Origin of the sequence: Clostridium sp. AM34-11AC (assembly GCF_003435375.1) — a bacterium.
In the GTDB taxonomy this organism is placed as follows: domain Bacteria; phylum Bacillota; class Clostridia; order Lachnospirales; family Lachnospiraceae; genus Pilosibacter; species Pilosibacter fragilis.
In genome coordinates, this window is sequence record NZ_QWGL01000022.1 from 1 (window position 1) to 23,226 (window position 23,226).

Genomic DNA, 23,226 nt, shown 5'->3' on the forward strand with positions numbered 1-23,226 from the left:
TATTAGCCACTACTGTTACAACGTTAGTATAGCACTTCAGAGGCAGATATGTTACAGGAAGTCACAGCAGAGATTGAGAAAACTGCGAAAGCGGTTGTGAATGAAATCCATACTGCACTCCCGGGAGAAATAATCTCGTTTGATGGCGGGATGGTAACGGTAAAGCCTATCGGAAAATATGTTACATCCGATGGAGCGAAACTTGACTATCCTACGATAACTGAGGCTCCGGTCATTTTTCCGTTCTGCCAAAGTTCGGGAGTAGGAATAGCGTTCCCTGTGAAAAAAGGCGATAGTTGCATCATTCTCGTATCTGAGGTGGAACTGGACGCTTGGAGAACGGGTTCTGAGTCACTCGGCTCATTGAAGTTCGACCTGTCGAGTGCAATGGTTATCCCCGGCTTGCTCGAGAAGAGTTACGAACCGATGATAAGAGCGTCAAGCGGAAATGCGGTCATCATCAAAGCCGGAGGAGCAGAAATCATGGTAAATGATGGAGGTTGCACGATTGATACAGGCTCGACAGTTATGGAACTGGATGACGGCGGAGTACATATAGACGGCAGTCTGACGGTCACAGGAGACATCAAGGCGGGTTCAGTATCACTCAAGAACCATATCCATGTCGATAGCACCGGAGGAGATACCCAAAAACCTAAATAACATAGCATATAAAGCCGTGACAGCCACAGGATTCGTTTCTTTTGCAAAGGACAACAAATTCTCCATAAACAAGGCTGAAAGGCAGAAATAAGCAAATAACGAAGTCCATACAAGAGGAGGTGCTTTATGGATATTTTACTATCCGCAGACGGAGATTTATTCCTCTCGGAGAAAGGAGACATCTCCCTTACAGAGTCCGTTGCACAGAAGATTAAGATACGGCTCAAGTGGTGGCTCGGAGAATGGAGATGGGATGAAGAGGAAGGTCTGCCGTACAGAGATGAACTTTTCATCAAGAACCCGGACACTGACAGTTTTGAGATGGCAGTCCGGGAAAAAATATTTGATGTCACAGAAGTAACAGATGTTAAGGACGTTACGGTTGAATATGACAGAAAGACAAGGCAGGGAAAGATAATGTTCACTGCCTATGTTGATAACGAAGTTATCAGAGAGGAGGTGGAAATAGATGGCAGAATACGGAGTAACTGATAAAGGGTTCAACATCAAGAGACTCGACACGATTATGGAGGAAATCCATACAGACCTGTCGGCTGATTTTGGTTTTGATACGAGACTGACAAAACCGTCATTCCTCGATACGCTCATCACGACATTCTCCAATCAGATTTCGGAGTTATGGGAAACTGCACAGAACAACTACTATGCGAAGTATCCTGCAACGGCAACAGGTCTCAACCTCGACAACGCAATCCAGTACGGAGGTATCCGCAGAGCAGCAAATAAGAATACTGCCTATATGCTGCACTGCACCGGAGATGACGGAACCTATGTTCGTGAGGAGGCAATCGTTGCTACGAATACAAATCCGGAAGTAAGGCTGAAAAGTGCAGACGAGTTTGAAATTACGAGAGAGGCTTTCAACAAGGTTAGCATCAAGGTGGCATCGGCTGAGGTCGGTGTCTATTCTGTTACCGTTAATGGAAATCAGTTCTCATACTCAAGCACGGATGGAATCGAGAGCAGCATCATCGAAGGACTTGCCGGAGTGATTAAGGATGACGGATATACAGTCACAACGACTGATAATACTCTTACGATTGAGGATAAGACATTGAGCAGGAGCAATGTTCTCATACTGTCAGATAACCTCACGACATCGAGCGTCACAGTTATCGCATCGTTCCTTACGGAAGATTATGGGAAAATTACTCTCCCATATGGCATAGTCACGAAGATGGTAAACAACATTACCGGATTCAATGCCGTGACGAATTTGCTCGAACCAACATACGGCAGAAAGAGAGAATCAGACATCGAACTGAGACAGTCTTACATTGCGAAGTCGGCATTAAGGTCTAATACGATGATAGAATCCATTGTCGGAGAATTGCTGAACAATGTCGAGAATGTGGAGACTGCATCCGGCTATGAGAATGATACAGATACAGTCGATGAGAGAGGACTTCCTCCACACAGCATTGAAATCATAGTCGAGGGTGGAGACAACAATGAGATTGCAGAGGCAATCCTGCGGAGAAAAGCAGGAGGCATTCAGACCTACGGAAGTGTCGAAGTTGCGGTTCCGGGAAATTATGGAGATTCTATCCCGGTACATTTCAATAGACCGGACTACCTGTACACATGGCTCAAGGTTGTATTGCACGGAAACAAATCAGAACTGCCTACGAACTATGCAGCACTCACTATGCAGTCGCTGTTAAATGATGGAGCAGAATTTGTAGCAGGCAAAAACCTCCTCACTCAGTTACTGAATGACGGTATCTATTATGCGGTAGCAGGTCTGACATACATTGAGATTTACACAGCATACGGAACATCGAGCGTGTATGTGCCTCAGCCGTCAGATTACAAGCAAAAGAATATCATCGTCACATCACGCCAAAAGGTTCTGATAGACGAGAAGAGAATCGAGGTGTCGTTCAGTGAAGATAGTTGATAACTGGCTGAACGATTTACCTCAGCAGTTTCTCGAAAAGAAGAACATCGAGGCATTGATACGAGCATTCTCGAAACAGTTGCAGGAACTCCAACAGGTGTTTGATGACTTAGAGAACCTCACAGACCTCGATACAGCCACAGGACAGAATTTGGATATGGTTGGAACTATTATTCCCCTCAGTAGGAAAGAAGCCGGGATACTGGCAGGTATCAATGTTGAGGACCCTGTTATTTCTGACGAAAGATACAGGCAGTTCCTACGGTATCAGAATTTGGTAAACACCAACGAATGCACCTATTACGATTTGATGAATGGTCTTGCTTTACTGTGGGATGTCTCCCCGATTTATTACATCGAGGACCCGGATATGCCTGCAACAATCATTCTGACAATGCCGTTCCTCAAGCCGGGAGGAGAGGTCGTGAGGGTGGGCGAAGTTCCAATGGTAAAGCCTGCGGGAGTTCGTATTGAATTTGAATATCAGATTAAGGTGGTCGTAGAAACACTTGTCCGATGGATATGTGCAACCTACGACCTTTTGATTTGCGGAACATTCAAGTGCGGCACCAAGCCAAGACCCGGCACACTTGGAAACATCATGTATGTCGAGACTAATCTCGACATGGACGCAATCACAAATGTATTTGACACAACCCTGTCCGGCACAATTCGGATAGGTGGCAAACTGTATAATTCCACGACAGGAGAAATCTTCACGGATGATGTAGAAATCATTATCAATTCAGATTACGAAATCGTGGATGTCTTGGTAGCAGGTCAGTCGGTGTCCGGCGTTTATCCTGCCAAGGCTGTCAATGGTGTATTCATCGGAGAAAGCACGGAGGTAGGAAAGACCTTTACCAACACGACTACGGTTCTGCCATTATCCGGAGTTGTTACGAGTGGCGGAGGAAAGATGATGATGCCTGCAAAGGTTCGACTTTCAGAGGATACAAATATTCAGAGCAATACAACGATAGGAGTATCCAACGCACCGAAGAGTGGAACCATTATCTCGGGAGAGGGAACCGAACCTGTCGTTCAGACATCGGTATCCAACGGCTCTGAGGTCAGTGGCAAAGTTATCGTATCTGCCGCAACCATCAAACGGTGCGGAACTAAGGCTTGTGGAAAATAAATCAGAAGGAGGTAAAAACGATGTCATTTTGGAGTACAGATTTTATGAATGACCGAAGAAAGCAGTGGCTCAACGCTTTGGTAAAGTTTCAGTACCTTGTCAATGGCACTTGGTATGATGCAACAATCAATACAAAGAGAGTGATTGGCAACAAAGTTGAAATCATCGTCAGTTTTCCGAGAACATCGAGCGGCTCACAGACCATTAAGGCTGTGAGAATTATTGATGTCACAGGAAAACAGGCAGGGTATCAAGCAACCGAGATTGTCCGTGCTGCCAACCAAGGCGTTCTGACAAAGTTTGAGTTCCCAATCTATGAAAAGGAGGATGAAACCTAATGAATGGTAGAAATCAACCGTACCTCGACACCAACGGAGCAGGCTTTTACGAGCCTACGATGTGGCAGGACGAAGTTGAGGGAATACAGGAAGGTACGCCTGTGGATGAGCAGAACCTCAACAACATCGAGGGTGGCGTAAATGGAGCCAACCTCACGGCAGAATTTCTGACCGAAGTAATGAAGCACCATGGAGAACAGATTAGTAATATCGGAGGCGAGATTATCAAAGTCACTCTTACCAATGCGGCAGGAGAGGCTTTTTTTAATAATTCCGCAAAGACGATTGCACTGTCTGTCAACAGAGACAGTTTTGACTACACAGTGACAGCGGAGGTTGTTACTCCTGTGGACAATGTAGGCGACATCATCGTCTATGACAAGCAGGTCAATGGCTTCAAGGTTAAGTACACCGGAAGTGCTGCATCTGTGGACCTCAAACTGTATGTACAGGGAGGTAATGCAGCGTGAATGTAATTATCCACAATGACGAGAGGAGAAGTCAGCGTGACGCTACTCTCAGAGAATACGGTATCAATCCCGAGAGAGCGTCAGCCGCTCAGAGGGAGATGGCAGACTGCATCGCTCAGAAAACCAACGAGGCGTATGCAGAGGCAAGAAAACATTAGGAGGTAAAGAAAGATGGCAATGAAAGTTGTAGAAGTCAATGTCGGGGAGAAAATTCCCTACACAGTAAGCAAGACCAAAGTTACATTCGATGATGAACTGATGCTCAATCTCGCCAAGTTAGAGAGAGATTTTGATGTCAGTGTGGACATCTGCATCGACAAGTTCGGGATGCTTGTGACAGGTCTTGGTGTGAAGTATGCAGCACAGATTGAAATTCCTGCAAGACAGTATGTCGATAAGGAACAGGTCAATCCGGACTACGACCCGGAGGATGAGAACAGTCAGAAAACTGTTATGGTTCCCGAGCCTGTTGCGTTCTCTATGGACAATGTAACTCTCAAACTGTACTCAATCGAATAAGGAGGTAAATTACTATGTCAAATTACGACCAGTTTGCAGCAGCGGTTAAGGAGATTTCCGGAGGAAAGAATGTAGTATTACTTGATGACCTCGGACTTCCTTCCGTTTATGTACCTATCAACAAACTCAAGAACTCCGAGATTATTTCCGGAGGCTCTGAGAATACTCATCCTGCATTCTCTGTGAATGGTGTAGAAAAGAGCAGATTTCTGTATTCCAAGTATCAGAATATCGTCATCAATGGCAGAGCGTACTCACTGTCTCACAGAGACCCTAAGACCTATGTCAATTTCGACCAGGCAAGACAGGCTTGCGAGGCTAAGGGAGCAGGCTTCCACCTTGGAACACTTGCTGAATGGGCGGCAGTAGCATTGCTCACACGCAAGATGGGAACTATGCCACACGGTAACAACAACTACGGAGGAGACTCGGCGTACACCTATGAAAAAGGGCAGGAGTCCGCAAAGGATAACAACAAGACAGGAAGAACATTCACAGGTTCCGGTCCTGCTACTTGGGGTCACGACCATACTCAGTTCGGAATACAGGATATGAACGGCAATGTATGGGAATGGCTTGGCGGTATGCGTCTGAATGAGGGAGAAATTCAGATTATCCCTTACAACAATGCAGCACTTGGTTCCGAGTGCGATATGTCCGCTTCCTCAACCTTGTGGAAAGCAATCAAGAATGACGGTTCTCTTGTAGCACCGGGAACAGCAGCGACTCTCAAGTACGACTTCGTATCCGGAAACATTCAGTTGACTACCGGAATTACATCCGCACAGGATGCAGGTAGAGGTGGAAGCTACACAGCAATGACCCTTGCGAGTGGTGTCACTGCACCGGAGTTGGCAAAGGCTCTCATTCTCTATCCGGACGAGCCGGGCAAAGATTATGGTGGAGACTATCATTGGATGAATAACGCCGGAGAGCGTTTGCCGTTTGCCGGGGGCCACTGGGACAATGGTGCCTTTGCGGGTGTGTTCTACTTGTACCTCAACGATGCTCGTTCTGGCTCGGACGGCAGCATCGGCTTCCGCTCCGCTTATGTAGAACTGTAATCTGAATTTTGCATTTTGTTTTGCGAGCGTTAGCGAGCGTATGAAGAAAAAGCAATAAAATGATGTGCGTCCATAGGACAGTCCGTGCGACATAATTCGGACAGTCCATCGGACGCATTTTTTGTAGGGAGGTAAGATGAGCGATACAGCAACAAAAGGTGCAGAGGGCGAGAGCATAAGACAAAAAGTGGCAGATATGATGGACTACGCCGAGCCGTTCCTTGAGAAGTTTCCAAGACCGGAGAAAGGGTATGCAGGACTCGCAACCAAAATCCGAATGTGTATGAACACGATGGCTGAGAGGGAGATGGATACTCATAAATGCTATTATGCAAAATCAGTCCTCAAGGAATTAAACGAACTCGACAAGCAGGTCCAATATGCCAAATTCTATGTGGAAAGAGCATATAAGAAACGCATCCTCGACCAAAAGAGATTTAATGTGATGAGCGACTACCTCTCGCAGATAGGTAAGATGACCGGAAGTTGGATAAATAAGGTCACTGCCACTGCACAAAACAACGGCAGAAAATAATTTAGCAATTACTTTGGGAACAGGCTATTGCGTTTGCCGATTGCCGGAGGCAACTGGAACAATGGTGCCAATGCGGGTGTGTTCAACTTGAACCTCAACAATGCTCGTTCTAACTCGAACAGCAACATCGGCTTCCGCTCCGCTCTACCCTCATATTGTCAGATTTGCAGGAGGTCTACGGATGTCCTGCCAGTACACGAGGGGTAAAGGAGTCTGTTTCCACTCCAAAAAGGAGAAAAACAACCGACTGTATGAGAGCAGTGAGTGTAATAGGACAGCGGTCGGTTCCTCCATTCGGGAGGCTCACGGTCCGTAATGGGAACTTGAAAGCTGCAAGTAGCCTTTGGCGAAAGCCGCTATGCAAGAATGTAAAGGTGGTTTTTGGATGAAGATTAAGAATGTGTACGACATTATCTTTTCGATGGATAACCTTTACGATGCTTTTCTTGATGCGTCCGAGAGTCGTAGATACAACAGGGATGTCCTGCGATTTGGCTACGACTCTTGGACAAATCTTGAGGAGTTGAGAGAAAGAGTCCTTCGGGGAGAATACGAGATAGATAGGTACTTTATATTCTTCGTCTACGAACCTAAGAAAAGAATGATAATGTCAATCGCCTTTGAACATCGTGTGGTTCAGTGGGCGATTTATAGAGTTGTCAATCCTGTGCTGATTAAGGGATATATCAAGGACTCGTATGGCTGCATACCCGGCAGAGGAGCGTTGGGAGCAATGACTCGTCTGAGAGATTGGTTGGAGTATGTCAGCAAGAAAGATGGAGATTGGTACTATCTGAAACTTGACATCAGCAAATATTTTTACCGGATTTCTCATCGGGTACTCAAGAACATCCTACGCAAGAAAATCAAGGATGAGAGATTGCTTGAGGTTCTGTTCGGGATAATTGATTGCAAGCACACTCCATTCGGGTTGCCACCCGGCAAATCCCCGGGAGATGTACCGTTGGAGGAAAGATTGTTTGATGTGGGTATGCCAATAGGAAACCTGCTCAGTCAGATGTTTGCGAATATCTACTTGAATGAACTCGACCAGTTCTGCAAGAGAGTCTTGGGTATCAAGTATTATGTCCGCTACATGGATGACATCATTATTTTGAGTAACAGTAAGGCACAACTCCATGAATGGAGATGGACGATAGACACTTTCCTCGAGAAAGAACTTGAGTTAAGCCTTAATCAGAAAACCTGCATCAGACCTATCAATCAAGGCATTGAATTTGTAGGATACAGACTTTGGTACAACAAGGTTGTGCTGAGGAAATCAACGACTCTCGGAATGAAGAGAAGCCTCAGAGGTGTAGCAAATAAGTATCACGATTATGAGATGACTCTCGAGCAGGTTACTCAGACATTCAATAGTTATACAGGTATGTTGGAACACACAGACAGCGAGGAATTGTTGGCATCTCTTTATACAGATATGATATTGACGCATGGAGAAAGGAGAGAGAATGAAGAAAGATTTATTCAAATGCTCCCACAGGAAGAGGAGATGCTTTATGGGATATGAGCGATGCTCCGGAAGTTGCAGCCACTATGGCGAGTGCAGCGACTGTAAGTCATGGTTCATCCCGGCAGGTCAGTATCCGTGTAATAAATGCAAATATCTTGATGTTAAGCCGCCGAAGTAGGCGGTTTTTTCTATGAAAGGAGGTGAGGAATGTGAGCCTAAATGATTGGCTGAAAGCAGGAGGCGGTGTCGTACTGCTCTTTATGACATTGGTACAGATTGCACCAATCAAAGTCAATCCTTGGTCTGCTATCGGAAAACTTGCAGGCAATGCTATGAGATTTCTCGGAAAGACCATGAACAAGGATGTGATGGACAAATTGGAGACAGTCGAGAATGATGTCAAAAATCTGAAAGAGAAGCACGATGACCTCAAGAACAGGATGGACAAAGACGATGCGGATGAGTGCCGCACTCGAATACTCCGATTTGCAGATGAATTGCGAAGAGGAGTGGAACATTCTGAGGAGTTCTTCAATCAGATACTGGACGACATCTCGGACTATGAGAGATATTGTTCGGAGCATCCGGAGTACAAGAACAGTAAAGCAGTAAATGCCATTGCAAAGATAGATAAAGTCTATCAGAAGTGCATGGGAGAAAATTCATTTTTATAACAGGAGGAAAAGAACATGAAGAAAATTGATTGGGTCAGAAAACTGACAAGTAGAAAGTTATGGACGGCAGTAGCATCCTTTGTCTCTATGATGATTTTGGCTACTGGCGGCACAGACAACACAGCAACACAGGTAACTGCACTCATCATGGCAGGTGCGTCCGTGGTGGCGTACATCATCGGAGAGGGATTGACCGACTATGCCAATAGCGGTTCCAACACCGATGATGAGGAGTAATCTGAGAAACATATCGTAAGCACAGGGCAGTCGAAAGGTTGCCCTATTTGTTTAAGGAGGAATTGACATGAGTTTAATGGTAGGTAGTGCGAGAATTGATGAGAACGGCAAAATCTCCGGAGGAAAGCCGGGAGACCAAACAGGAAACGAAGTCTCAACTCAGCCGTACTATGTCCATTCAAAGGGATGGATTTGCATGAGACCAAAGAGTGTTGCGGTTGCCAATGCTATTGCGGAAGCAATGATACAGGCCTGCAAAAACAACAACATCGGATACTGCCAAGGACACCGCATAACTGTAATTGAACAGTTAAGAAAGAACGGAAGCCTTGCAAAGATTTCTGCCAAGACAGAGGCTGATTGCAGTTCACTTGTAAGAGCGTGCTGCATCCAAGCGGGATTTGACCCGGGCAATTTCAACACATCAGCCGAGGTGTCCGCTCTCAAAGCGTCTAAGCAGTTCATGAAGCCTATTACGGTAACATCCGGCACGAAGTTGTGCAACGGAGACATTCTTGTCACAAAGACCAAAGGTCATACTGTCGTAGTCATATCCGGCAATCCAAGACAGGCGGTTTCTCATTACCCTAAGTACAAAGGAGCATCGGGTTCCATTGTTACGGCACTTGCAGCGGTTGGAGAGAAAGATACATCCAAGGCTCATCGTGCGAAGATTGCAGCCGCAAATGGTATCAAGAATTACGCATATACTGCGGCACAGAACCTTGAGATGGTAAATCTTCTCAAGAAAGGCAAGTTGATTAAAGCCTGATTTTGAATAGGCATAACACATCGGGGTGGCTGAAAAGCCGCCCTTATTTTTTTGTAAAAGGAGGAGTTTTACTATGAACAAACTTTTTGGTATTGATATTTCACATTGGCAGGGAGACCTTAGCATCAAGCAGGCAAGAGATGAAAGAGGTGTACAGTTCGTCATTGTTAAAGCTGCCGGAGCAGATGCGGGCAAGTACAAGGACAGCAAATTTGAAGATTATTACGCACAGTGCAAGGCGATTGGTATGCCTGTCGGTGCGTATTATTATGGTAACGCCAAGTCTGTTGCAGACGCACAGGTGGAGGCAGACCATTTCCTATCAGTAATTGCAGGAAAGCAGTTTGAATATCCTATCTACTACGATGTCGAGGGCAATATGCTCAAGAACGCAAAGGATACTCTCACAGACATCGTTATTGCATTTTGCGACAGATGCGAAAAGGCAGGATACTTCGTTGGAGTTTATACATCAGACTCACACTTCCAGTCTCATGTAGACGACTCTCGTTTACAGAGATTTACTCATTGGGTGGCAAAGTATTCATCCAACACACCTGCAACATCTCACGATATTTGGCAGTATGGCGGCGGTCAGAATTTCATTGCGGACAAGACAATCTGCGGCAGAACAGTAGACCAAGATTTCTGCTATCGTGACTTCCCTGCGGCAATCAAAGCGGCAGGACTCAATGGATTTACTGCCAACAATGATGACAGCAAGGATGAGCCGGAAGTGTCTGCTCCGGAGGGAACAACGCTTGAATTGGTTTACAGAACTATGAAAGATGAGTTCGGCGGCGGAGATGCAAGAAAAACAGCACTCGGAAGCAGATATGATGAGGTGCAGGAAGTTATCAATCATATTTACAGTGCGTCCGCACAGGAGTTGGCAGATGAAGTATGGACTGGCAAGTACGGAGATGATGAAGTAAGGAGAACCGTTCTCGGAGACAGATGGCAGGAAGTACAGGACATCGTAAATGATGGCGGCAAGAAGTACCATACTATCGAGAGCGGAGAAACGCTCACAAGCATTGCGAAGGATTTCGGAACAACTGTCGATGCCCTCGTTTCTCTGAATGGCATTGAGAACCCGAACCTCATCATCACAGGAGACTCCATTAGAGTCAGATAACAGGAGGAAAGAATGAAGAACTACATTGGCGTAAAAATCGTAAAGGCAGAGCCGATGGAAAAGGACGGCAAAGCCGGATACAAAGTAAGATATAAGGATGGCTATGAGTCGTGGTCTCCAAAGAAGCAGTTCGAGGAGGCGTACAGGGAACTTGGAGATGCAGTTGATTTCATCAATGCAAAATAGTTCCGGTTGGTAAGGAATGGACCTCTCTATCAGATACGGTAGGGAGGTTCTTTTTTTATTGTCCGAAATTTGTCCTGTGGACAATCTGTGGACGCATGGTTTTCCGTCCAAGGACGAAGCAATCTGATAAACGGTTTGCACCAACGGTTTTACTGATTTTTCAAAAGCAATTCGACATACATTATATAAGAAGAAATCCGCCTTGTCCTATGGACAGTCACACGGACAGTCCTGCGGAAAGTCCTAAACCATACCGTAACCGTTACCGTTACCTATATATATTATATCTATTATGTTCATTGTCCTATGGATGTCCTATGGACACATTTCTATTATCGTTTTGGAGTTCTCCAAATCATTCCGTAAAAATAAAGATATTCCTATTGACATGGTGCAAGGTTGTGTTATCGTACGCTCGCAAAAAAGCAAAGGAGGTATGCAGTATGATTTACAACCTTATTAGCGAAACGACCGGAGAAATTGTCGGCTATACAACAATCGGACCATTCGATACAGACCACGATATTCCGAACAGTGAATTACTGGATGTAAGACTGGAAGCAGCGATAGATGATGGATATGTGCAGGATGATGCCTATTATTGGCAGAAGTCCAAACAGAAAATAGGAGTATTGATTTAAGGAGGTGCGTGGCATGAGCGTTATTCCAAAAGAACTGACAGATGAGCAGTTAGCTGAATATTTCAGAGAATATGTAGACGGCTGCCAGTGCAAGGAGAGGCATACAGAAGCAGCCTGCAATGAGGTTGAGCAGTACGACAAGATGGTTGCATATTTCTTTCCAAAGGAACTGAAACCGCAGAATAGATTTTATGACAAGATGATGGATGTTGCAGTTGAGTACGAGGAGTCGGGATTTATGGCAGGGTACAGAATGTGCCTAAAGCATTTACAGGAGCAGCAGGCTCAGACTGATACAACAAATTCTATACCGGAAGAACCAAAGAGGCAGGAACAGGCAGATACAGGCTCTGTGGATGCCTTGGATTTCATTTCCTCAAGACAGATAGGAGAAATGTTTTCTGCACCAAACGGAAAAGTCGTAAGAAGAATTAAAAATCAGATTTTGCCATACTGCACAGACGATGAGAGAAGAGAGTTTTCTCTGACATCAGAGAGGAGCAGGCAGAATAAGTACATCGAAGTCTACCGCCTCAGCAAGAAAGCCTGCGGCATATACCTCGACCACATGGAGAGGTGGTCCGGCATGATAAATGTAATGACAGGCATCTCGGAAATGAGGAAGAGGATGCAGGAGGTGTTTGCGTAGCTAAATAGGAATATTCCAAAATAATTTCCGTAAAACTATTGACAAATTGGAATGTTCCAAGTACGATGTAGTCAAGATAAATCAGTAAAAACACCGAATAGGAGGTAAAGACTATGAAAATATTCAGAATGGCAGATGTGGAGAAAATCGAAGAAATGCTTGCAACCGGAAAGACAGTTGAGGTTGAGTGGAAAGATGGAGCAACAGGAGAGATGTACACTGAAACAGTTAATTCAGTCAGATGGGATGGATTGGTGTTTACCACCGGAAGATGTATCTATACCGGAATTGATGAGTTGGTTGAGATTAGGGAGGCGTAGAGATGAGATACAGATATTGGTTTGCGTTGAGACCGCCAATGCCGGGGGCAGTTCCAAAAAGAAACTTGGAGAATGTCACGAGTTTTGGTAAGAGGACTTACAGATACGAAGTGAACAGAGAGGTTTGGGGATATGCAGATTATTCAGAACCACTGACGGATAAGGAGGTAGCCGAGTACGAATTGGTAAAAGGAGGCGAGGTACATGATTAAGGCAGGAGACCTTGTTAAGATTGATGACATCGGACCTCTTGCACGGGTCCTCAAGAAAGGCAGAGGAAGAATGTATCTGAGATTGGATGGCGAGGAGTTTTGGTGTCCTACATCCATTATAAAAAAGGCGGAGGTGTAAGAAGATGGTTCAGTATATTGACGATGGAGTTCTTTTGGGTTGGTATTTCTGCAAGGAAGGATGCCGATTTGGAGATGGAACCAAGAAAACAGCAGAGAGAATTGAAAGGGAGATGACAGAGGATGACTGATAGAAACAATGCAAGACTGAATGAGGCAATAGAGCAGCACATCGCACAGTGGGATGGAACAGTTCACGGATACTGCATCAAGAATATGTGGGAGAACGGTGTAGACTATGAGAGCATTTGCGAGGCAGCGAACATTGACATCGAGGACTACTTGGACGACTGAAAAAAATCCGTAAAAATGCGTAAAACCTATTGACATGATAGGAGGTCATGTTATCGTACGCTCACGATAAAAGCAAGCCAAGCAAGGAGGAAAACGGCATGAAAGATAAGAAGATGGAAACAAGAGTTGTCAAGGACGTAAACGGATTTTGGAGAGCGGAGATGAGATTTCTTCCAGTTGAAGAATGGGAACAAAATGATGGATGGAGAGGATGCTACATTTCCTCGTCAAAAGAAAAAGCGGAACGGTTTTTCGGAAAGAAGGAGATAGCATAATGACAGAACAGAATTACAGGGAGAAGATTAAGAAGTTGCTCGCTCTCTCAGAGAGCAGCAACGAACACGAGGCGAAGTCGGCACTCTTGAAAGCCAAGAAGTTAATGGCAGAGCATAAGATAGCAGAAACAGACCTCGAGGACATCGGCAAGAAGAAAGTCGTCCACATCAAGACAGAGTTCGATTGCAGCAAGAGAAGAGAAGCGTGGATGATAAGTCTATCGGCAATCATCGGTCAGAACTTTTGCTGTCAGTCATACAGAAGAAAGGAGTACAACAAGCAGGTGGCTACGATATGCTTCGTAGGTCTCGAAGGAGATGTTGATGCTTGCGTTGAGATTTTCAGATATGCAGTCGAATGTATCCGCAGCGGAATTGATGACCTCAGAAAGAAGTCTAAGGATTGCACTCGAGAATACAGAAAGAGACTTTGCAATGGATATGGCTTCGGCTACACGCAGGGTATCAAGGAAGCATTTGAACAGCAGAGGAAACATGACGAGACTGGATGGGGGTTGGTAATGACAGTTCCAAAAGAGGTCAGTGATGAAACCGATGCCATGAAGCACGAGAAGTTCAAAAGTGCTGCACAGGAGCAGATGAGTGCAAGAGCATTTTGGCAGGGCAACGAAGATGGGAAGAAATTCGACCCGGGAACAAAGATTGTAGGAAAAACAGAACAGAAAATGGCGTTAGGAGGTATTTAAGATGGCAGATTTAAGAGAACAGCAGAAGCAGGAAGCAATTAAGAGGATGAAGAAACTCGGCATCATGGAGCAGCCGATTAAGGAGTTTGAAGAAGAGGGTAAAATCAACCTCTCAGAAGGACCGGGTCTATTGTATTGGCTCAACGATGAGGAGCAGGAGATGGTTAGGAAGTTTGAAGAGGAGAACAATGGACTTGTCTACCATGTCATCAAGACGCAGACGAACTTCGGGTTGATGTATTCGTTCTTGTATGTTTCCGAATATATCGAAGAGTGGAAGATGGATATGGAGGATTTAGGAGATAATCAGACTCTCGCTTATGTGGTAAATACGACAATGCCGGATTGCAGTGAGTTCGGAACCATAGGAATCGAGCCGTCCATCGGTGGACTCAAGAGAATTTGGTAAGGAGAAATAAAAATGGGAATGAGTTTTGAAGTCAGTGACCCGGAAGAAATGTGCGAAGCAGATATTAGAATATGCCCTACCTGCGGCAAGGAAGTAGTGAGAGATGATATGCTTTTCACTCACGATTGCCACGGCATCGCATTCAGATTGGTTTGCTTCGATTGTTATGAAAAGTTGATGGCAAAAGGATATGACGGTCAGTATTATGACGAGGCTGATGAATGCCTCGATGAAGATTATTAGGAGGTAAAGATTATGGCAGAGATGAATTTTTCAGAGAAGCAGATGAGAGAGTTCTGCAAAGAGGCGGTTCCGGTGGTTGAGAAGTTACTGGAAATTTCAAGAAAGCACGGAGTAGAGGGCGGCGTAAGAACTTGGTGTGCTGATGACTATGTTTCCATCGAGGGAACAGGACTTGGTGGTTGGGAACTGCATAAGTGCAGCGGAGAGTACGATATGACCTACAACAAGAGAGTGCCTCTTTTCGAGAAAAAGGATGGCGAAAAAACTCAGTAAATATGCTGACTTTCTATTGACAGGTAGGTAGGCAATGCTATCGTACGATTGTACCAAATGGTACTAAAAAATCCGAGGAGGCGATAGCCAATCAATAAGGACAAGGAGTTGAGAAAACTAAAACGGAGAGTCGAAGAACTCGAAGCGGAGGTAGAACAGCTCAAAAAAAGAACTGAAAACAGCAAGGCGGTTCAAATCATTACTTGGACGGTAGCGATTGTGGATTTAGCCACTGCCATACTTGCTTTGATAGCAGTTTTGGCAGGCTGATTTCAGTTCGTGGGAGGGGGAGTCATACCTCCCTCCTGTTTAATAAGAATATCACAGGAAGGAGTCGGTGTAAATGAAAATCGGTAAAATTGCATTGCATATCATGTTTGTAGTATCAATAGCAGCATTTATCATCACAGGTAACAGCGTTACAGCCATAGTCTCATTTGGTACGGCGTGTATCAACCTTGGCATCCTACTTGGAGAAAGGAGCAGAAAATGAAGAAATTCCATAAGAAGATAGATTACAGGAGTCGAAAGGCAATGGTTGGTTTCCTCAAGAACCACTTCAGATATGACACCATGAGCAGTTGGAACAGGGCGAGTTCCTACGCAAATAACATGAAAATCCGCAGCCTTGGGTTGACCTCTGAACAGGCCAGTAGATTGTACGACATCATGGACTGTGATGGAGCCTATGAAACAATCAATGAACTGACGGATGAATTTGACAGAGAGAATGATTACGCATGGCAGGCACATTTCAATGGCAGAAGTGGCGGATACCTCGTCCTGTATAGCGGCGGATTGAAAGATACCGGATACAAGTCGTTCTGCACATCCTGCGGACAGCGGAATTTCAGAACCGTAGAAGAAAGCGGATGTACCTGCGGAAGATGTAGAAAGGACACGAGAGTAAACTACAAGCACCCGCTCATGCAGAAATACGCATCCGGCAGGAGTGTTGATGAGAATGAGGACTTTGAAGAATGGAGTATCGAGGAACTCCGAGAAAGATGCAGGGTTGTTGAAAGATTTGATATACTCTGCGACAGCATTGTTGAAGAGGCGGCAAGACTCAGCGAGTCGGTAGAAACGGTTGAAGAAACAGTATATGTTCCTACAAAAAGAAAGGTTCTCAAGGAGGTGGCGATATGCTGAAAGTCGGCAGTATCGAGGATGATGGAGAAGATTATGCCATCCACCGTGAATTTTACGGACAGGGAATGATTTTTAAAGACGAAGATGCTTACCGGAACCATAAGGACCAACCGTGCTATGCCCCGGAGACATCGGATGCAGTATATACCGGAAATGATTTTCTTGAGATGTGCAACTGCCAAGAGGAGTTTGCAGATGAATTATTCGAGGAAGTTGACTGGCAGCATCCGGAGACACTCATGGAGGACTGGTTTGTCAATAATGAATGGGTAAGGTGCGAGAAGTGCGGCAGACTTATCAATTATGGAGATGGATGTAATGACAAGAAGTGTCCGTCTTGCGGATGGGAGGTAAAGGCAGATGAATGATTTTAAGGTTAAAGTAGAACTTGAAGTGAATGTCACACAGGAAGATATAGATGATATCGTCACAACTGCATTGGAGGGCGGCATCAATTACTGGTGTAGAAAAGCCGAGGTTGTCGGAGATTATCTCGGAGAATACGCATCCGAACAGATAAGTCGGGGCGGCACTCTGAAACTACACGACTCAGAGGAAAATGAGGTCTATGAACTCACGAGAGATAAGTTGCTCGATGGTATCAAGAAATACTGTGAGGATGTAAACCGACCGTATGACATCATGTATTCCGGAATGAACTCAGTGGGATGCAGTAGCGGAGAGTTTGGACTTGACTGTTCGATGGTAGATGCAACGGTAGCAGACATGATTATTCAGTACGCCGTTATGGGAGAGATTGTGTATGGCTAAGGCAGGAGCAAGCCAACAGGAACAGAACCCTACAAATACACCATGGAAGCGATAAAAACGCTGCATAAACCTATATCAGAGAAAGGAGGGCGATTAGATGCAAGGCATAGTAACCGAATACAATGACATCTGCATATTCTGCGGCAGACAGGCGGAAGCGGAGCATCATCTCATATTCGGTACGGCGGGCAGAGAACTCAGTGACAAGGACGGACTCAAGGTTCCGATTTGTAATAACTGTCACAACATGGGCGATAAACTGCACCGGATACATGATAACCCGATGGCGGAGCGATTATCCAAAATGCTCGGGCAGGCGATGTTCGAGGCAAAGATAGGCTCAAGAGAAGAATTTAGAAAGAGGTACGGGAGGTCGTACCTGTAAGGAGGACTATGATGAGAGAAAAAAGTAAGTTGGCAGGAAAGACGGTAAAAATAAAGGATGGAACCGGGATAAAGGCAAGCCAATTTGTGGTAGAAGATTGGTTTGAAAATGTTATTGGATGTTCTTGGCTGAACGCAAACGGAAATCCTGCGGCACTGCAATACGCAGTTAGAATTGCTAAATTCGGGGAGAACAATAATGTTCCGCCATTTGACAATGATGTGTTATACGGAAAAATAGGTATGCTTGGATTTCTTCTCAATGTGAGAGAAATTACAGAAGAATAATGAGGTGCAGACGATGACATGGAATGAGATTTACGAGGCAGCGGACGGAGCAGCCTGCGGAGATGATACGCTCAAGGCGAAAGACGAGGCGAGACATCAAGTGAGATGCCTTGCTATGGAGTTAGGCAGTCCGGATTTGGATAATGCAGATTGCCCGGAGGATGTGGTGGAAGATTACTGCAATGCCATGAAAATTCAGTTTGATGAGTGCGGCAACATCGTAGGACTCGAACTTCCTCACTGGGTAGAAGATATTATCTACCGCAGAAAAGATGATGCGTACCTCGAGGAGGATTTGAATGTAACTGCTCAAGAATTGGCAGGTGGCAACATAGAAATCAGTGATGAGCAGATGCAGAGAATGATGGCAATGTACCGCCACGATGAAGATAGTAATGTAGCGATGAACGATACTCTCGAGAGTGTAGTGTGCAGAGTTCTCGGGCGTAACTGATGAAAGGAGATAAGATGGCAAAGGTAATTGAACTCATTAAGGAGTCTATGAAAGAAAAGAAGATGACACAGACTGAATTGGCTAAGTCACTTGGGGAGGATGTGCGTGTCATCAATCAGCAGTTGAACAGACAGCAGGACCTAAAGGCAGAACGCTTCCTTGAGGTAATGGAGCATATCGGATACAGGGTTGAAATGGTTGACAATGACGGCATCCGCAAAGTGTGCGAGGATATGCTTGATGATATTAAGGCAGGGAATGTCAGCGGAGATAAGTTTTACATTCAGAAAGACGATGGCAGTATTATTGGCATCAGAGTCTCCAATGGAGATACTGAGGTCGAGGAATTTTGGAATAAAGCCGATTGTTTCGACTGGCTTATTTCTCATACCTAAGAGATTGGAATATTCCAATTTACAGGCGGAAAATTCCTAAAAAATATCAGTAAAACTATTGACTTCAAGGTAGGCTATGCTATCGTACGCTCAACGAAAAACATAACACCCAAGGAGGTACAAAGATATGATGAAATCAGAGTTTATCGAAAGAACAGGTTTTGAGCCGACCGAGGCAGAATACAGAGAAATCGAAGCAGAGTACATGGGATGTGACATCGACAAAGATGAGTTCTGCAAGGCATGGAAAAAGCAGGGCGGCATTCAGAGATTGATGAGACTCCGTGCGAGAAGAATTGAGGAACTTGAGGTGGAACTCGTGAAAGAGAAGAATGACTATGACAGAATGGATGCTCAGTATTGCACCAAGATTAACGAACTCGAAAAGCAGATTTCGGATGATGGACTGGCTCTTAATAGCTTGAATGCTCAGATGGGATTGATGAGAAATAAGGCTGCGGGAGAAATTGAGGAATTACTCAAGAGAGCGACCGAGGCAGAAAGGAAGTTGGCAGTCCTCAAGGAGGCATTCGCAATCATCACAGGAAAGGAGGCTGAGTGATATGAAAGTTACAATTCCGGTTTGGAAATTGGTTGATATGTACAAAGGGAAGTATCCGTATGGTCACTTCTTTGATGACAAGACATTGAAGTTCTTCGGAGAGAGGCTCTCAGACATGAGAGTCCTCAGTAACACAGAAACTGTTAAGGATTGTCAAGGAGAAACGCACGAGTGCTATGTTCTGAGCAGATTGCAGAGAAAGCATCCGGCAGGACCGAGAAGAACATACGCATATTTCGATGTGGAAACACTCGAGCATATTGCGGGATAAGGAGGAATGAACATGGCAAAAGCAGGAATGACGATAAGCGATGCGGCTCACGAGTGGGTCAGAGAAATGAATGCCTATCCGCAGGAGATGATAGAAACTCTCATGCAGGCAAAACCGGATGATTGGCACGAGGTTACGATGCCTCGAGTATGCGACAGAGTATATGTATATAATCTCCCGGATGGATGCGAAGACTACGACCCCAATGGCGAGATTGAGAATATCGTAGGAGATGTTTACCTCATCAATCTTGAAGATGGAAATACCATTGAACTCGGAGCAGATGACTTTGAGGTTGAGCGTGACAGCATTCTTCCGATGTGGGGATGGATGTGGAGTTTCTCGGACTCAGCGGATGATTACTTTATGGATGAGTTGGACGGCATCAAAAAGATGTCTGAGTGCGGCTTCCGGATTTACGAGCATGATGAATGGGGTTATTTCTTCGGAATAGATGGCTGCGGATACTCATTCTATGACGAGCATTGGATACCACTGTACAAAAAGAGAGGTTTGCAGTGGCACGACCCGAAAGCGGAGCAGGAGTATCGAATGAGGATGAATGGTTGCGAGAAAAAGAAACTTGGCACTAAGGAGTGTTGGTTCAAGGGAGATGAATTTGTTGAGGAGGTGTTGTGATGTCAGCATTAGATGGACTGTTGTTTGTGCTACTTGATTGTGGAAGCCTCGATATCTCCATACTGGATGATGTCGGGTACGACCTTGGAGATATAGCTGTTGAATTACAGGAGGAGGGTGTAAATGTCACTCTGAATAATATCACGGATGCAATCTTCCGAAAAGGACAGGATGAACTCAAAGATGCTCTTGAGGAGAAGATTTCAGAACTCGAGGATGAAAGAGACGAGTGTGAAGAGGACTCTGACGAGTACGAAGAATTGCAGGAACAGATTGATGAACTGGAATGCTGTGACCCGGAGGAAGATGTGGAGTGGTTCTGCAACTGTCTTGATACCTCGATTTGGTTCAGAGATAACGAAGAGATTTACAGGAAGTATCTCAAGGATGAGATTTCAGACATCGAGGACAACATGGGATTTGAATTTTAGGAGGCGAGAGGATGGATAAGCAGTCGGCAGACAGGATAATTGTAAAGTCAAATGCAAGAATGGAAATCGTTCTTGATTGGTTCTCCAAAAACAGAGAATGGCTGAAACAGCAGGAGTTCCACGCACCGTTAGATGCAGGTGTTGTCGAATTGCAGGAAGAGTTGATTGAGTTCACATTCGAGAGCAAAGGAGATTTGGTGGAACTGGCGGTCTACCCGGCGGAAAAGCCTAACCTGCCTGCGGTTGTTACATACGATTACGACCCTGTGACTACGCAGACATCCAACTTTCGTTTTGCATCACACCTGCCGCCGGAAAGAAAAATGCTCTTGATGCAGGTAATGGCAATGGATAATACGCATCTCAAGGAAGCGTTGAAGTACCACGCTCTGATGTGCTTTATGACTTATTACCGGGAGACGGTAAAGATTGAGGACAAGGGCAGAAGAACCAAGCGGCAGGCTAAGGCGTTACGAAAAGATGTAACGAAACCGCTTCCACTCATCCGGAAGCAGTATGTAATTGAGGAAGTAGACAGCAAAGTTCTGAGGCTTCCCGACCAAAAGAGAACCTATACCAAACCGGAACACGAAGTAAGCGTCAGAGGCTATATGAGACACTACAAGTCCGGCAAGAGTGTATGGATAGAGCCGTTTACCAAGTACAGAGGTAAGGGCAAGAACAGAAAAGACTACGAATTATAGGAGGTATCACAATGGAAGTAAGATGCACAAGAAACTGTAAGAAAAAGGACAAGCAGGGCAGATGCCTTGCGGAGGCAATCTCAATCGAAGAGACTGGCTGCGGAGCGTTTATCAGAGTTCCGGAATTTGAACCGTTTAGAGCGGATAATGTTGTTATCTACGACAAGGCAGGCATTCCGTCTATCATGGTTCGTTTCTCGAGAGTGACGGACAATGAATTGTTTGGAGGCTCACGCAGACCTCATCCTGCGTTTGTGGTGGATGGGAAAGTGTATGATGAAATCTACATCAGCAAGTATCCGAATACAGTAATCAACGGTAGAGCATATTCGCTCCCAATGACAAAGCCAGAAGTGAATGTCACTTATGACGAAGCAGTCAATCTTTGCAGAGCGAAGGGCGAGGGATGGCATCTGTGGACTGCGGCAGAGAGAGGACTGATTGCCAATATCTGCCACAAGAACGAAGTGTTCCCGCATGGAAACACGAACTGCGGAGACTGGCATGGAGATAACTCCGAAAAGGGAAAGACCTATGATGGCGGATATAAGACACTGACAGGCTCCGGACCTGCAACATGGAACCACGACCACACGCCATTTGGGGTTTCTGATTTATGTGGAAACATTTGGGAGTGGTTTGCAGGAATGAGACTTATGGATGGTGTCATCGAAGTGATACCGGACAACAATGCTGCGGCAGATATCGACATGAGCAAAGACAGCGACAAGTGGGTGGAACTGATGAAAGATGGCAAGCCTATTCGCATCAATGCTGAGGACGGCGGACTCAAGTTTACAACTGAGGAGTCGGGCATGGACTACGATGGATGTGAGTGGGGAGATGCAGAGTTTGAATTTGATGCCACCGAACAGATGAAAGAACTTGCCCTGTATCCCGGCGAACCGGAGGCTTACCTGTATGCAGATACGGAGGGCGAGCGTTTGCCGATTGCCGGGGGCTACTGGGGCAGTGGTGCCTCTGCGGGTGTGTTCTACTTGCTCCTCAACCGTGCTCGTTCTGACTCGAACGGCGGCATCGGCTTCCGCTCCGCTTTTTATGGAAAGTTGGACTCTGAGGTTTGATATTTGTAAGGCGGCTGTTAAGCCGCCATACTCTAAGGAGCAAGTATGCTGAAAAGATTGAAAAAACAATGGAAAAGACATTGGAACTGCTTTCCTTGGTTCGTATGTGGGATGGCAATTTTGATTAAAGGAGAGATAGGCAGGTTCTCATACGCTTTGACATGGATAACAGTTTTAGTGCTAATTTGGTGGAAACTCCCAACGGTGGGTTTGGATGAGTTCGAGAAAGAAATGGAGGATACAGAAAATGAATAAAGTTATCTTAATGGGTAGACTTACGAGAGACCCGGAAATCAATTACTCACAGAATGGAAATAATACCTGCATTGCGAAGTACACACTGGCAGTTGACAGAAGATTTAAGCAGGATGGCGGGCAGGAGGCTGATTTCATCTCCTGTGCGGTATTCGGAAAAGGAGCGGAGTTTGCCGAGAAATATCTCCACAAAGGAACCAAGATTGCAATTACAGGCAGACTTGAAACTGGTTCCTATACGAATAAGGACGGCGTAAAGGTTTACACAACGACAGTAATTGTCGAGGAGCAGGAGTTCGCAGAAAGCAAGGCATCCTCACAGAACAACGCAGGAGGCAATTATCAGCAGCCTGCATCCAATAATTCCTCATCGGGCGATGGCTTTATGAATGTTCCGGATGGAATTGATGAGGAGTTACCGTTTGTATAGAAAACAAAGGATGAGCCGCAAATGTGCAGCGACTGCATACACCGATGGTATTGCCCGGGAACATTCCGGAAAGACCATTGGTGCGGTAATCATCGGACAAGGAGGAAAAAAG

The 23,226-nt window shown here is 45.3% G+C and carries 45 protein-coding genes; all 45 read left to right on the plus strand.

Going from position 1 to position 23,226, the window contains the following annotated elements; genetic code table 11:
* The first annotated feature begins 48 nt into the window (after positions 1-48).
* The 45 genes from DW826_RS12315 (at position 49) to DW826_RS12500 (ending at position 23,114) form a co-directional block, all read left to right on the plus strand.
* Positions 49-663, plus strand: a complete 615-nt coding sequence (locus DW826_RS12315; RefSeq protein WP_117552849.1) for a Gp138 family membrane-puncturing spike protein — start codon at positions 49-51, stop codon at positions 661-663.
* A gap of 126 nt (positions 664-789) precedes the next feature.
* Positions 790-1,155, plus strand: coding sequence for a hypothetical protein (locus tag DW826_RS12320; RefSeq protein WP_117552850.1), 366 nt, complete (start codon positions 790-792; stop codon positions 1,153-1,155).
* Positions 1,133-2,584 (plus strand): hypothetical protein, encoded by a 1,452-nt coding sequence (locus DW826_RS12325; RefSeq protein WP_117552851.1) that lies wholly within the window; start codon positions 1,133-1,135, stop codon positions 2,582-2,584. The genes DW826_RS12320 and DW826_RS12325 overlap by 23 nt, the downstream gene beginning before the upstream one ends.
* Entirely contained in the window at positions 2,571-3,725 is a 1,155-nt protein-coding gene (locus DW826_RS12330; protein ID WP_117552852.1) for a DUF2612 domain-containing protein, read from the plus strand. Before DW826_RS12325 ends, DW826_RS12330 begins: the two co-directional genes overlap by 14 nt.
* A 20-nt stretch (positions 3,726-3,745) precedes the next feature.
* A complete protein-coding gene (locus DW826_RS12335; RefSeq protein WP_117552853.1) occupies positions 3,746-4,063 on the plus strand; it encodes a hypothetical protein in 318 nt (105 codons plus the stop codon).
* Complete coding sequence (locus tag DW826_RS12340) at positions 4,063-4,533, plus strand: hypothetical protein (protein ID WP_117552854.1); 471 nt, start codon at positions 4,063-4,065, stop codon at positions 4,531-4,533. The genes DW826_RS12335 and DW826_RS12340 overlap by 1 nt, the downstream gene beginning before the upstream one ends.
* Positions 4,530-4,691 carry a hypothetical protein gene (locus DW826_RS18265; protein WP_173885606.1) on the plus strand — a complete coding sequence of 54 codons (162 nt, stop codon included), beginning with the start codon at positions 4,530-4,532 and terminating at the stop codon, positions 4,689-4,691. The genes DW826_RS12340 and DW826_RS18265 overlap by 4 nt, the downstream gene beginning before the upstream one ends.
* A 13-nt stretch (positions 4,692-4,704) precedes the next feature.
* Complete coding sequence (locus DW826_RS12345) at positions 4,705-5,052, plus strand: hypothetical protein (RefSeq protein ID WP_207659891.1); 348 nt, start codon at positions 4,705-4,707, stop codon at positions 5,050-5,052.
* Between the two features lie 14 nt (positions 5,053-5,066).
* Positions 5,067-6,116: an SUMF1/EgtB/PvdO family nonheme iron enzyme gene (locus DW826_RS12350; protein WP_117552855.1), complete on the plus strand. Its 1,050-nt coding sequence runs from the start codon at positions 5,067-5,069 to the stop codon at positions 6,114-6,116.
* Between the two features lie 136 nt (positions 6,117-6,252).
* Positions 6,253-6,651, plus strand: a complete 399-nt coding sequence (locus DW826_RS12355; RefSeq protein ID WP_117552856.1) for a four helix bundle protein — start codon at positions 6,253-6,255, stop codon at positions 6,649-6,651.
* Between the two features lie 385 nt (positions 6,652-7,036).
* Complete coding sequence (locus DW826_RS12365) at positions 7,037-8,182, plus strand: RNA-directed DNA polymerase (protein ID WP_117552904.1); 1,146 nt, start codon at positions 7,037-7,039, stop codon at positions 8,180-8,182.
* Positions 8,172-8,303 (plus strand): hypothetical protein, encoded by a 132-nt coding sequence (locus DW826_RS18870; protein WP_264294164.1) that lies wholly within the window; start codon positions 8,172-8,174, stop codon positions 8,301-8,303. The genes DW826_RS12365 and DW826_RS18870 overlap by 11 nt, the downstream gene beginning before the upstream one ends.
* Before the next feature lie 31 nt (positions 8,304-8,334).
* A complete protein-coding gene (locus tag DW826_RS12370) occupies positions 8,335-8,799 on the plus strand; it encodes a hypothetical protein (RefSeq protein WP_117552858.1) in 465 nt (154 codons plus the stop codon).
* Between the two features lie 15 nt (positions 8,800-8,814).
* Positions 8,815-9,036, plus strand: a complete 222-nt coding sequence (locus DW826_RS12375) for a hypothetical protein (protein ID WP_117552859.1) — start codon at positions 8,815-8,817, stop codon at positions 9,034-9,036.
* A 67-nt stretch (positions 9,037-9,103) separates the two neighbouring features.
* Positions 9,104-9,808 (plus strand): hypothetical protein, encoded by a 705-nt coding sequence (locus DW826_RS12380; protein ID WP_117552860.1) that lies wholly within the window; start codon positions 9,104-9,106, stop codon positions 9,806-9,808.
* Positions 9,809-9,881: 73 nt separating this feature from the next.
* Positions 9,882-10,946: a GH25 family lysozyme gene (locus DW826_RS12385; RefSeq protein ID WP_117552861.1), complete on the plus strand. Its 1,065-nt coding sequence runs from the start codon at positions 9,882-9,884 to the stop codon at positions 10,944-10,946.
* Between the two features lie 12 nt (positions 10,947-10,958).
* A complete protein-coding gene (locus DW826_RS18270; RefSeq protein ID WP_181968058.1) occupies positions 10,959-11,132 on the plus strand; it encodes a hypothetical protein in 174 nt (57 codons plus the stop codon).
* Between the two features lie 443 nt (positions 11,133-11,575).
* Entirely contained in the window at positions 11,576-11,773 is a 198-nt protein-coding gene (locus DW826_RS12390; RefSeq protein ID WP_117552862.1) for a hypothetical protein, read from the plus strand.
* A 13-nt stretch (positions 11,774-11,786) separates the two neighbouring features.
* Positions 11,787-12,422: a hypothetical protein gene (locus tag DW826_RS12395; protein WP_117552863.1), complete on the plus strand. Its 636-nt coding sequence runs from the start codon at positions 11,787-11,789 to the stop codon at positions 12,420-12,422.
* A gap of 113 nt (positions 12,423-12,535) precedes the next feature.
* A complete protein-coding gene (locus tag DW826_RS12400) occupies positions 12,536-12,742 on the plus strand; it encodes a hypothetical protein (protein ID WP_117552864.1) in 207 nt (68 codons plus the stop codon).
* A gap of 2 nt (positions 12,743-12,744) precedes the next feature.
* On the plus strand, positions 12,745-12,954 hold the full coding sequence (locus DW826_RS12405) for a hypothetical protein (RefSeq protein WP_117552865.1): 210 nt from the start codon (positions 12,745-12,747) through the stop codon (positions 12,952-12,954).
* Positions 12,947-13,093, plus strand: a complete 147-nt coding sequence (locus tag DW826_RS18275; RefSeq protein WP_181968059.1) for a hypothetical protein — start codon at positions 12,947-12,949, stop codon at positions 13,091-13,093. The genes DW826_RS12405 and DW826_RS18275 overlap by 8 nt, the downstream gene beginning before the upstream one ends.
* Before the next feature lie 4 nt (positions 13,094-13,097).
* The gene (locus DW826_RS18875; protein ID WP_278286580.1) at positions 13,098-13,223 is read left to right on the plus strand and encodes a hypothetical protein; all 126 of its coding nucleotides are present in this window, start codon (positions 13,098-13,100) and stop codon (positions 13,221-13,223) included.
* The gene (locus tag DW826_RS18280) at positions 13,216-13,386 is read left to right on the plus strand and encodes a hypothetical protein (RefSeq protein ID WP_181968060.1); all 171 of its coding nucleotides are present in this window, start codon (positions 13,216-13,218) and stop codon (positions 13,384-13,386) included. Before DW826_RS18875 ends, DW826_RS18280 begins: the two co-directional genes overlap by 8 nt.
* A 98-nt stretch (positions 13,387-13,484) precedes the next feature.
* Positions 13,485-13,661 (plus strand): hypothetical protein, encoded by a 177-nt coding sequence (locus tag DW826_RS18285; protein WP_181968061.1) that lies wholly within the window; start codon positions 13,485-13,487, stop codon positions 13,659-13,661.
* Positions 13,661-14,368 (plus strand): DUF2786 domain-containing protein, encoded by a 708-nt coding sequence (locus DW826_RS12410; protein ID WP_181968062.1) that lies wholly within the window; start codon positions 13,661-13,663, stop codon positions 14,366-14,368. The genes DW826_RS18285 and DW826_RS12410 overlap by 1 nt, the downstream gene beginning before the upstream one ends.
* Position 14,369: 1 nt before the next feature.
* Positions 14,370-14,777 (plus strand): hypothetical protein, encoded by a 408-nt coding sequence (locus DW826_RS12415; RefSeq protein ID WP_117552867.1) that lies wholly within the window; start codon positions 14,370-14,372, stop codon positions 14,775-14,777.
* 12 nt (positions 14,778-14,789) lie between these two features.
* On the plus strand, positions 14,790-15,020 hold the full coding sequence (locus tag DW826_RS12420; protein ID WP_117552868.1) for a hypothetical protein: 231 nt from the start codon (positions 14,790-14,792) through the stop codon (positions 15,018-15,020).
* 12 nt (positions 15,021-15,032) lie between these two features.
* Positions 15,033-15,293, plus strand: a complete 261-nt coding sequence (locus tag DW826_RS12425; RefSeq protein ID WP_117552869.1) for a hypothetical protein — start codon at positions 15,033-15,035, stop codon at positions 15,291-15,293.
* Between the two features lie 343 nt (positions 15,294-15,636).
* A complete protein-coding gene (locus tag DW826_RS18290) occupies positions 15,637-15,786 on the plus strand; it encodes a hypothetical protein (RefSeq protein WP_181968063.1) in 150 nt (49 codons plus the stop codon).
* On the plus strand, positions 15,783-16,445 hold the full coding sequence (locus tag DW826_RS12430; RefSeq protein ID WP_117552870.1) for a hypothetical protein: 663 nt from the start codon (positions 15,783-15,785) through the stop codon (positions 16,443-16,445). Before DW826_RS18290 ends, DW826_RS12430 begins: the two co-directional genes overlap by 4 nt.
* Complete coding sequence (locus tag DW826_RS12435) at positions 16,439-16,813, plus strand: hypothetical protein (RefSeq protein WP_117552871.1); 375 nt, start codon at positions 16,439-16,441, stop codon at positions 16,811-16,813. The genes DW826_RS12430 and DW826_RS12435 overlap by 7 nt, the downstream gene beginning before the upstream one ends.
* Positions 16,806-17,216: a hypothetical protein gene (locus tag DW826_RS12440; protein WP_117552872.1), complete on the plus strand. Its 411-nt coding sequence runs from the start codon at positions 16,806-16,808 to the stop codon at positions 17,214-17,216. The genes DW826_RS12435 and DW826_RS12440 overlap by 8 nt, the downstream gene beginning before the upstream one ends.
* A gap of 97 nt (positions 17,217-17,313) precedes the next feature.
* Positions 17,314-17,601 (plus strand): ClpX C4-type zinc finger protein, encoded by a 288-nt coding sequence (locus DW826_RS12445; RefSeq protein WP_117552873.1) that lies wholly within the window; start codon positions 17,314-17,316, stop codon positions 17,599-17,601.
* 11 nt (positions 17,602-17,612) lie between these two features.
* The gene (locus DW826_RS12450) at positions 17,613-17,888 is read left to right on the plus strand and encodes a hypothetical protein (RefSeq protein WP_117552874.1); all 276 of its coding nucleotides are present in this window, start codon (positions 17,613-17,615) and stop codon (positions 17,886-17,888) included.
* Positions 17,889-17,901: 13 nt separating this feature from the next.
* Positions 17,902-18,342: a hypothetical protein gene (locus tag DW826_RS12455; protein ID WP_117552875.1), complete on the plus strand. Its 441-nt coding sequence runs from the start codon at positions 17,902-17,904 to the stop codon at positions 18,340-18,342.
* A gap of 14 nt (positions 18,343-18,356) precedes the next feature.
* Positions 18,357-18,737, plus strand: coding sequence for a helix-turn-helix transcriptional regulator (locus DW826_RS12460; protein ID WP_117552876.1), 381 nt, complete (start codon positions 18,357-18,359; stop codon positions 18,735-18,737).
* Between the two features lie 127 nt (positions 18,738-18,864).
* Positions 18,865-19,299, plus strand: coding sequence for a hypothetical protein (locus DW826_RS12465; RefSeq protein ID WP_117552877.1), 435 nt, complete (start codon positions 18,865-18,867; stop codon positions 19,297-19,299).
* A gap of 1 nt (position 19,300) precedes the next feature.
* Complete coding sequence (locus DW826_RS12470) at positions 19,301-19,570, plus strand: hypothetical protein (RefSeq protein WP_117552878.1); 270 nt, start codon at positions 19,301-19,303, stop codon at positions 19,568-19,570.
* Between the two features lie 12 nt (positions 19,571-19,582).
* The gene (locus tag DW826_RS12475) at positions 19,583-20,209 is read left to right on the plus strand and encodes a hypothetical protein (protein ID WP_117552879.1); all 627 of its coding nucleotides are present in this window, start codon (positions 19,583-19,585) and stop codon (positions 20,207-20,209) included.
* Positions 20,209-20,640 carry a hypothetical protein gene (locus DW826_RS12480; protein ID WP_117552880.1) on the plus strand — a complete coding sequence of 144 codons (432 nt, stop codon included), beginning with the start codon at positions 20,209-20,211 and terminating at the stop codon, positions 20,638-20,640. The genes DW826_RS12475 and DW826_RS12480 overlap by 1 nt, the downstream gene beginning before the upstream one ends.
* Positions 20,641-20,651: 11 nt before the next feature.
* A complete protein-coding gene (locus DW826_RS12485; RefSeq protein ID WP_117552881.1) occupies positions 20,652-21,344 on the plus strand; it encodes a hypothetical protein in 693 nt (230 codons plus the stop codon).
* 11 nt (positions 21,345-21,355) lie between these two features.
* The gene (locus DW826_RS12490; RefSeq protein WP_117552882.1) at positions 21,356-22,429 is read left to right on the plus strand and encodes an SUMF1/EgtB/PvdO family nonheme iron enzyme; all 1,074 of its coding nucleotides are present in this window, start codon (positions 21,356-21,358) and stop codon (positions 22,427-22,429) included.
* Between the two features lie 45 nt (positions 22,430-22,474).
* The gene (locus DW826_RS12495) at positions 22,475-22,684 is read left to right on the plus strand and encodes a hypothetical protein (RefSeq protein WP_117552883.1); all 210 of its coding nucleotides are present in this window, start codon (positions 22,475-22,477) and stop codon (positions 22,682-22,684) included.
* The gene (locus DW826_RS12500; protein WP_117552884.1) at positions 22,677-23,114 is read left to right on the plus strand and encodes a single-stranded DNA-binding protein; all 438 of its coding nucleotides are present in this window, start codon (positions 22,677-22,679) and stop codon (positions 23,112-23,114) included. Before DW826_RS12495 ends, DW826_RS12500 begins: the two co-directional genes overlap by 8 nt.
* Positions 23,115-23,226: the final 112 nt, after the last annotated feature.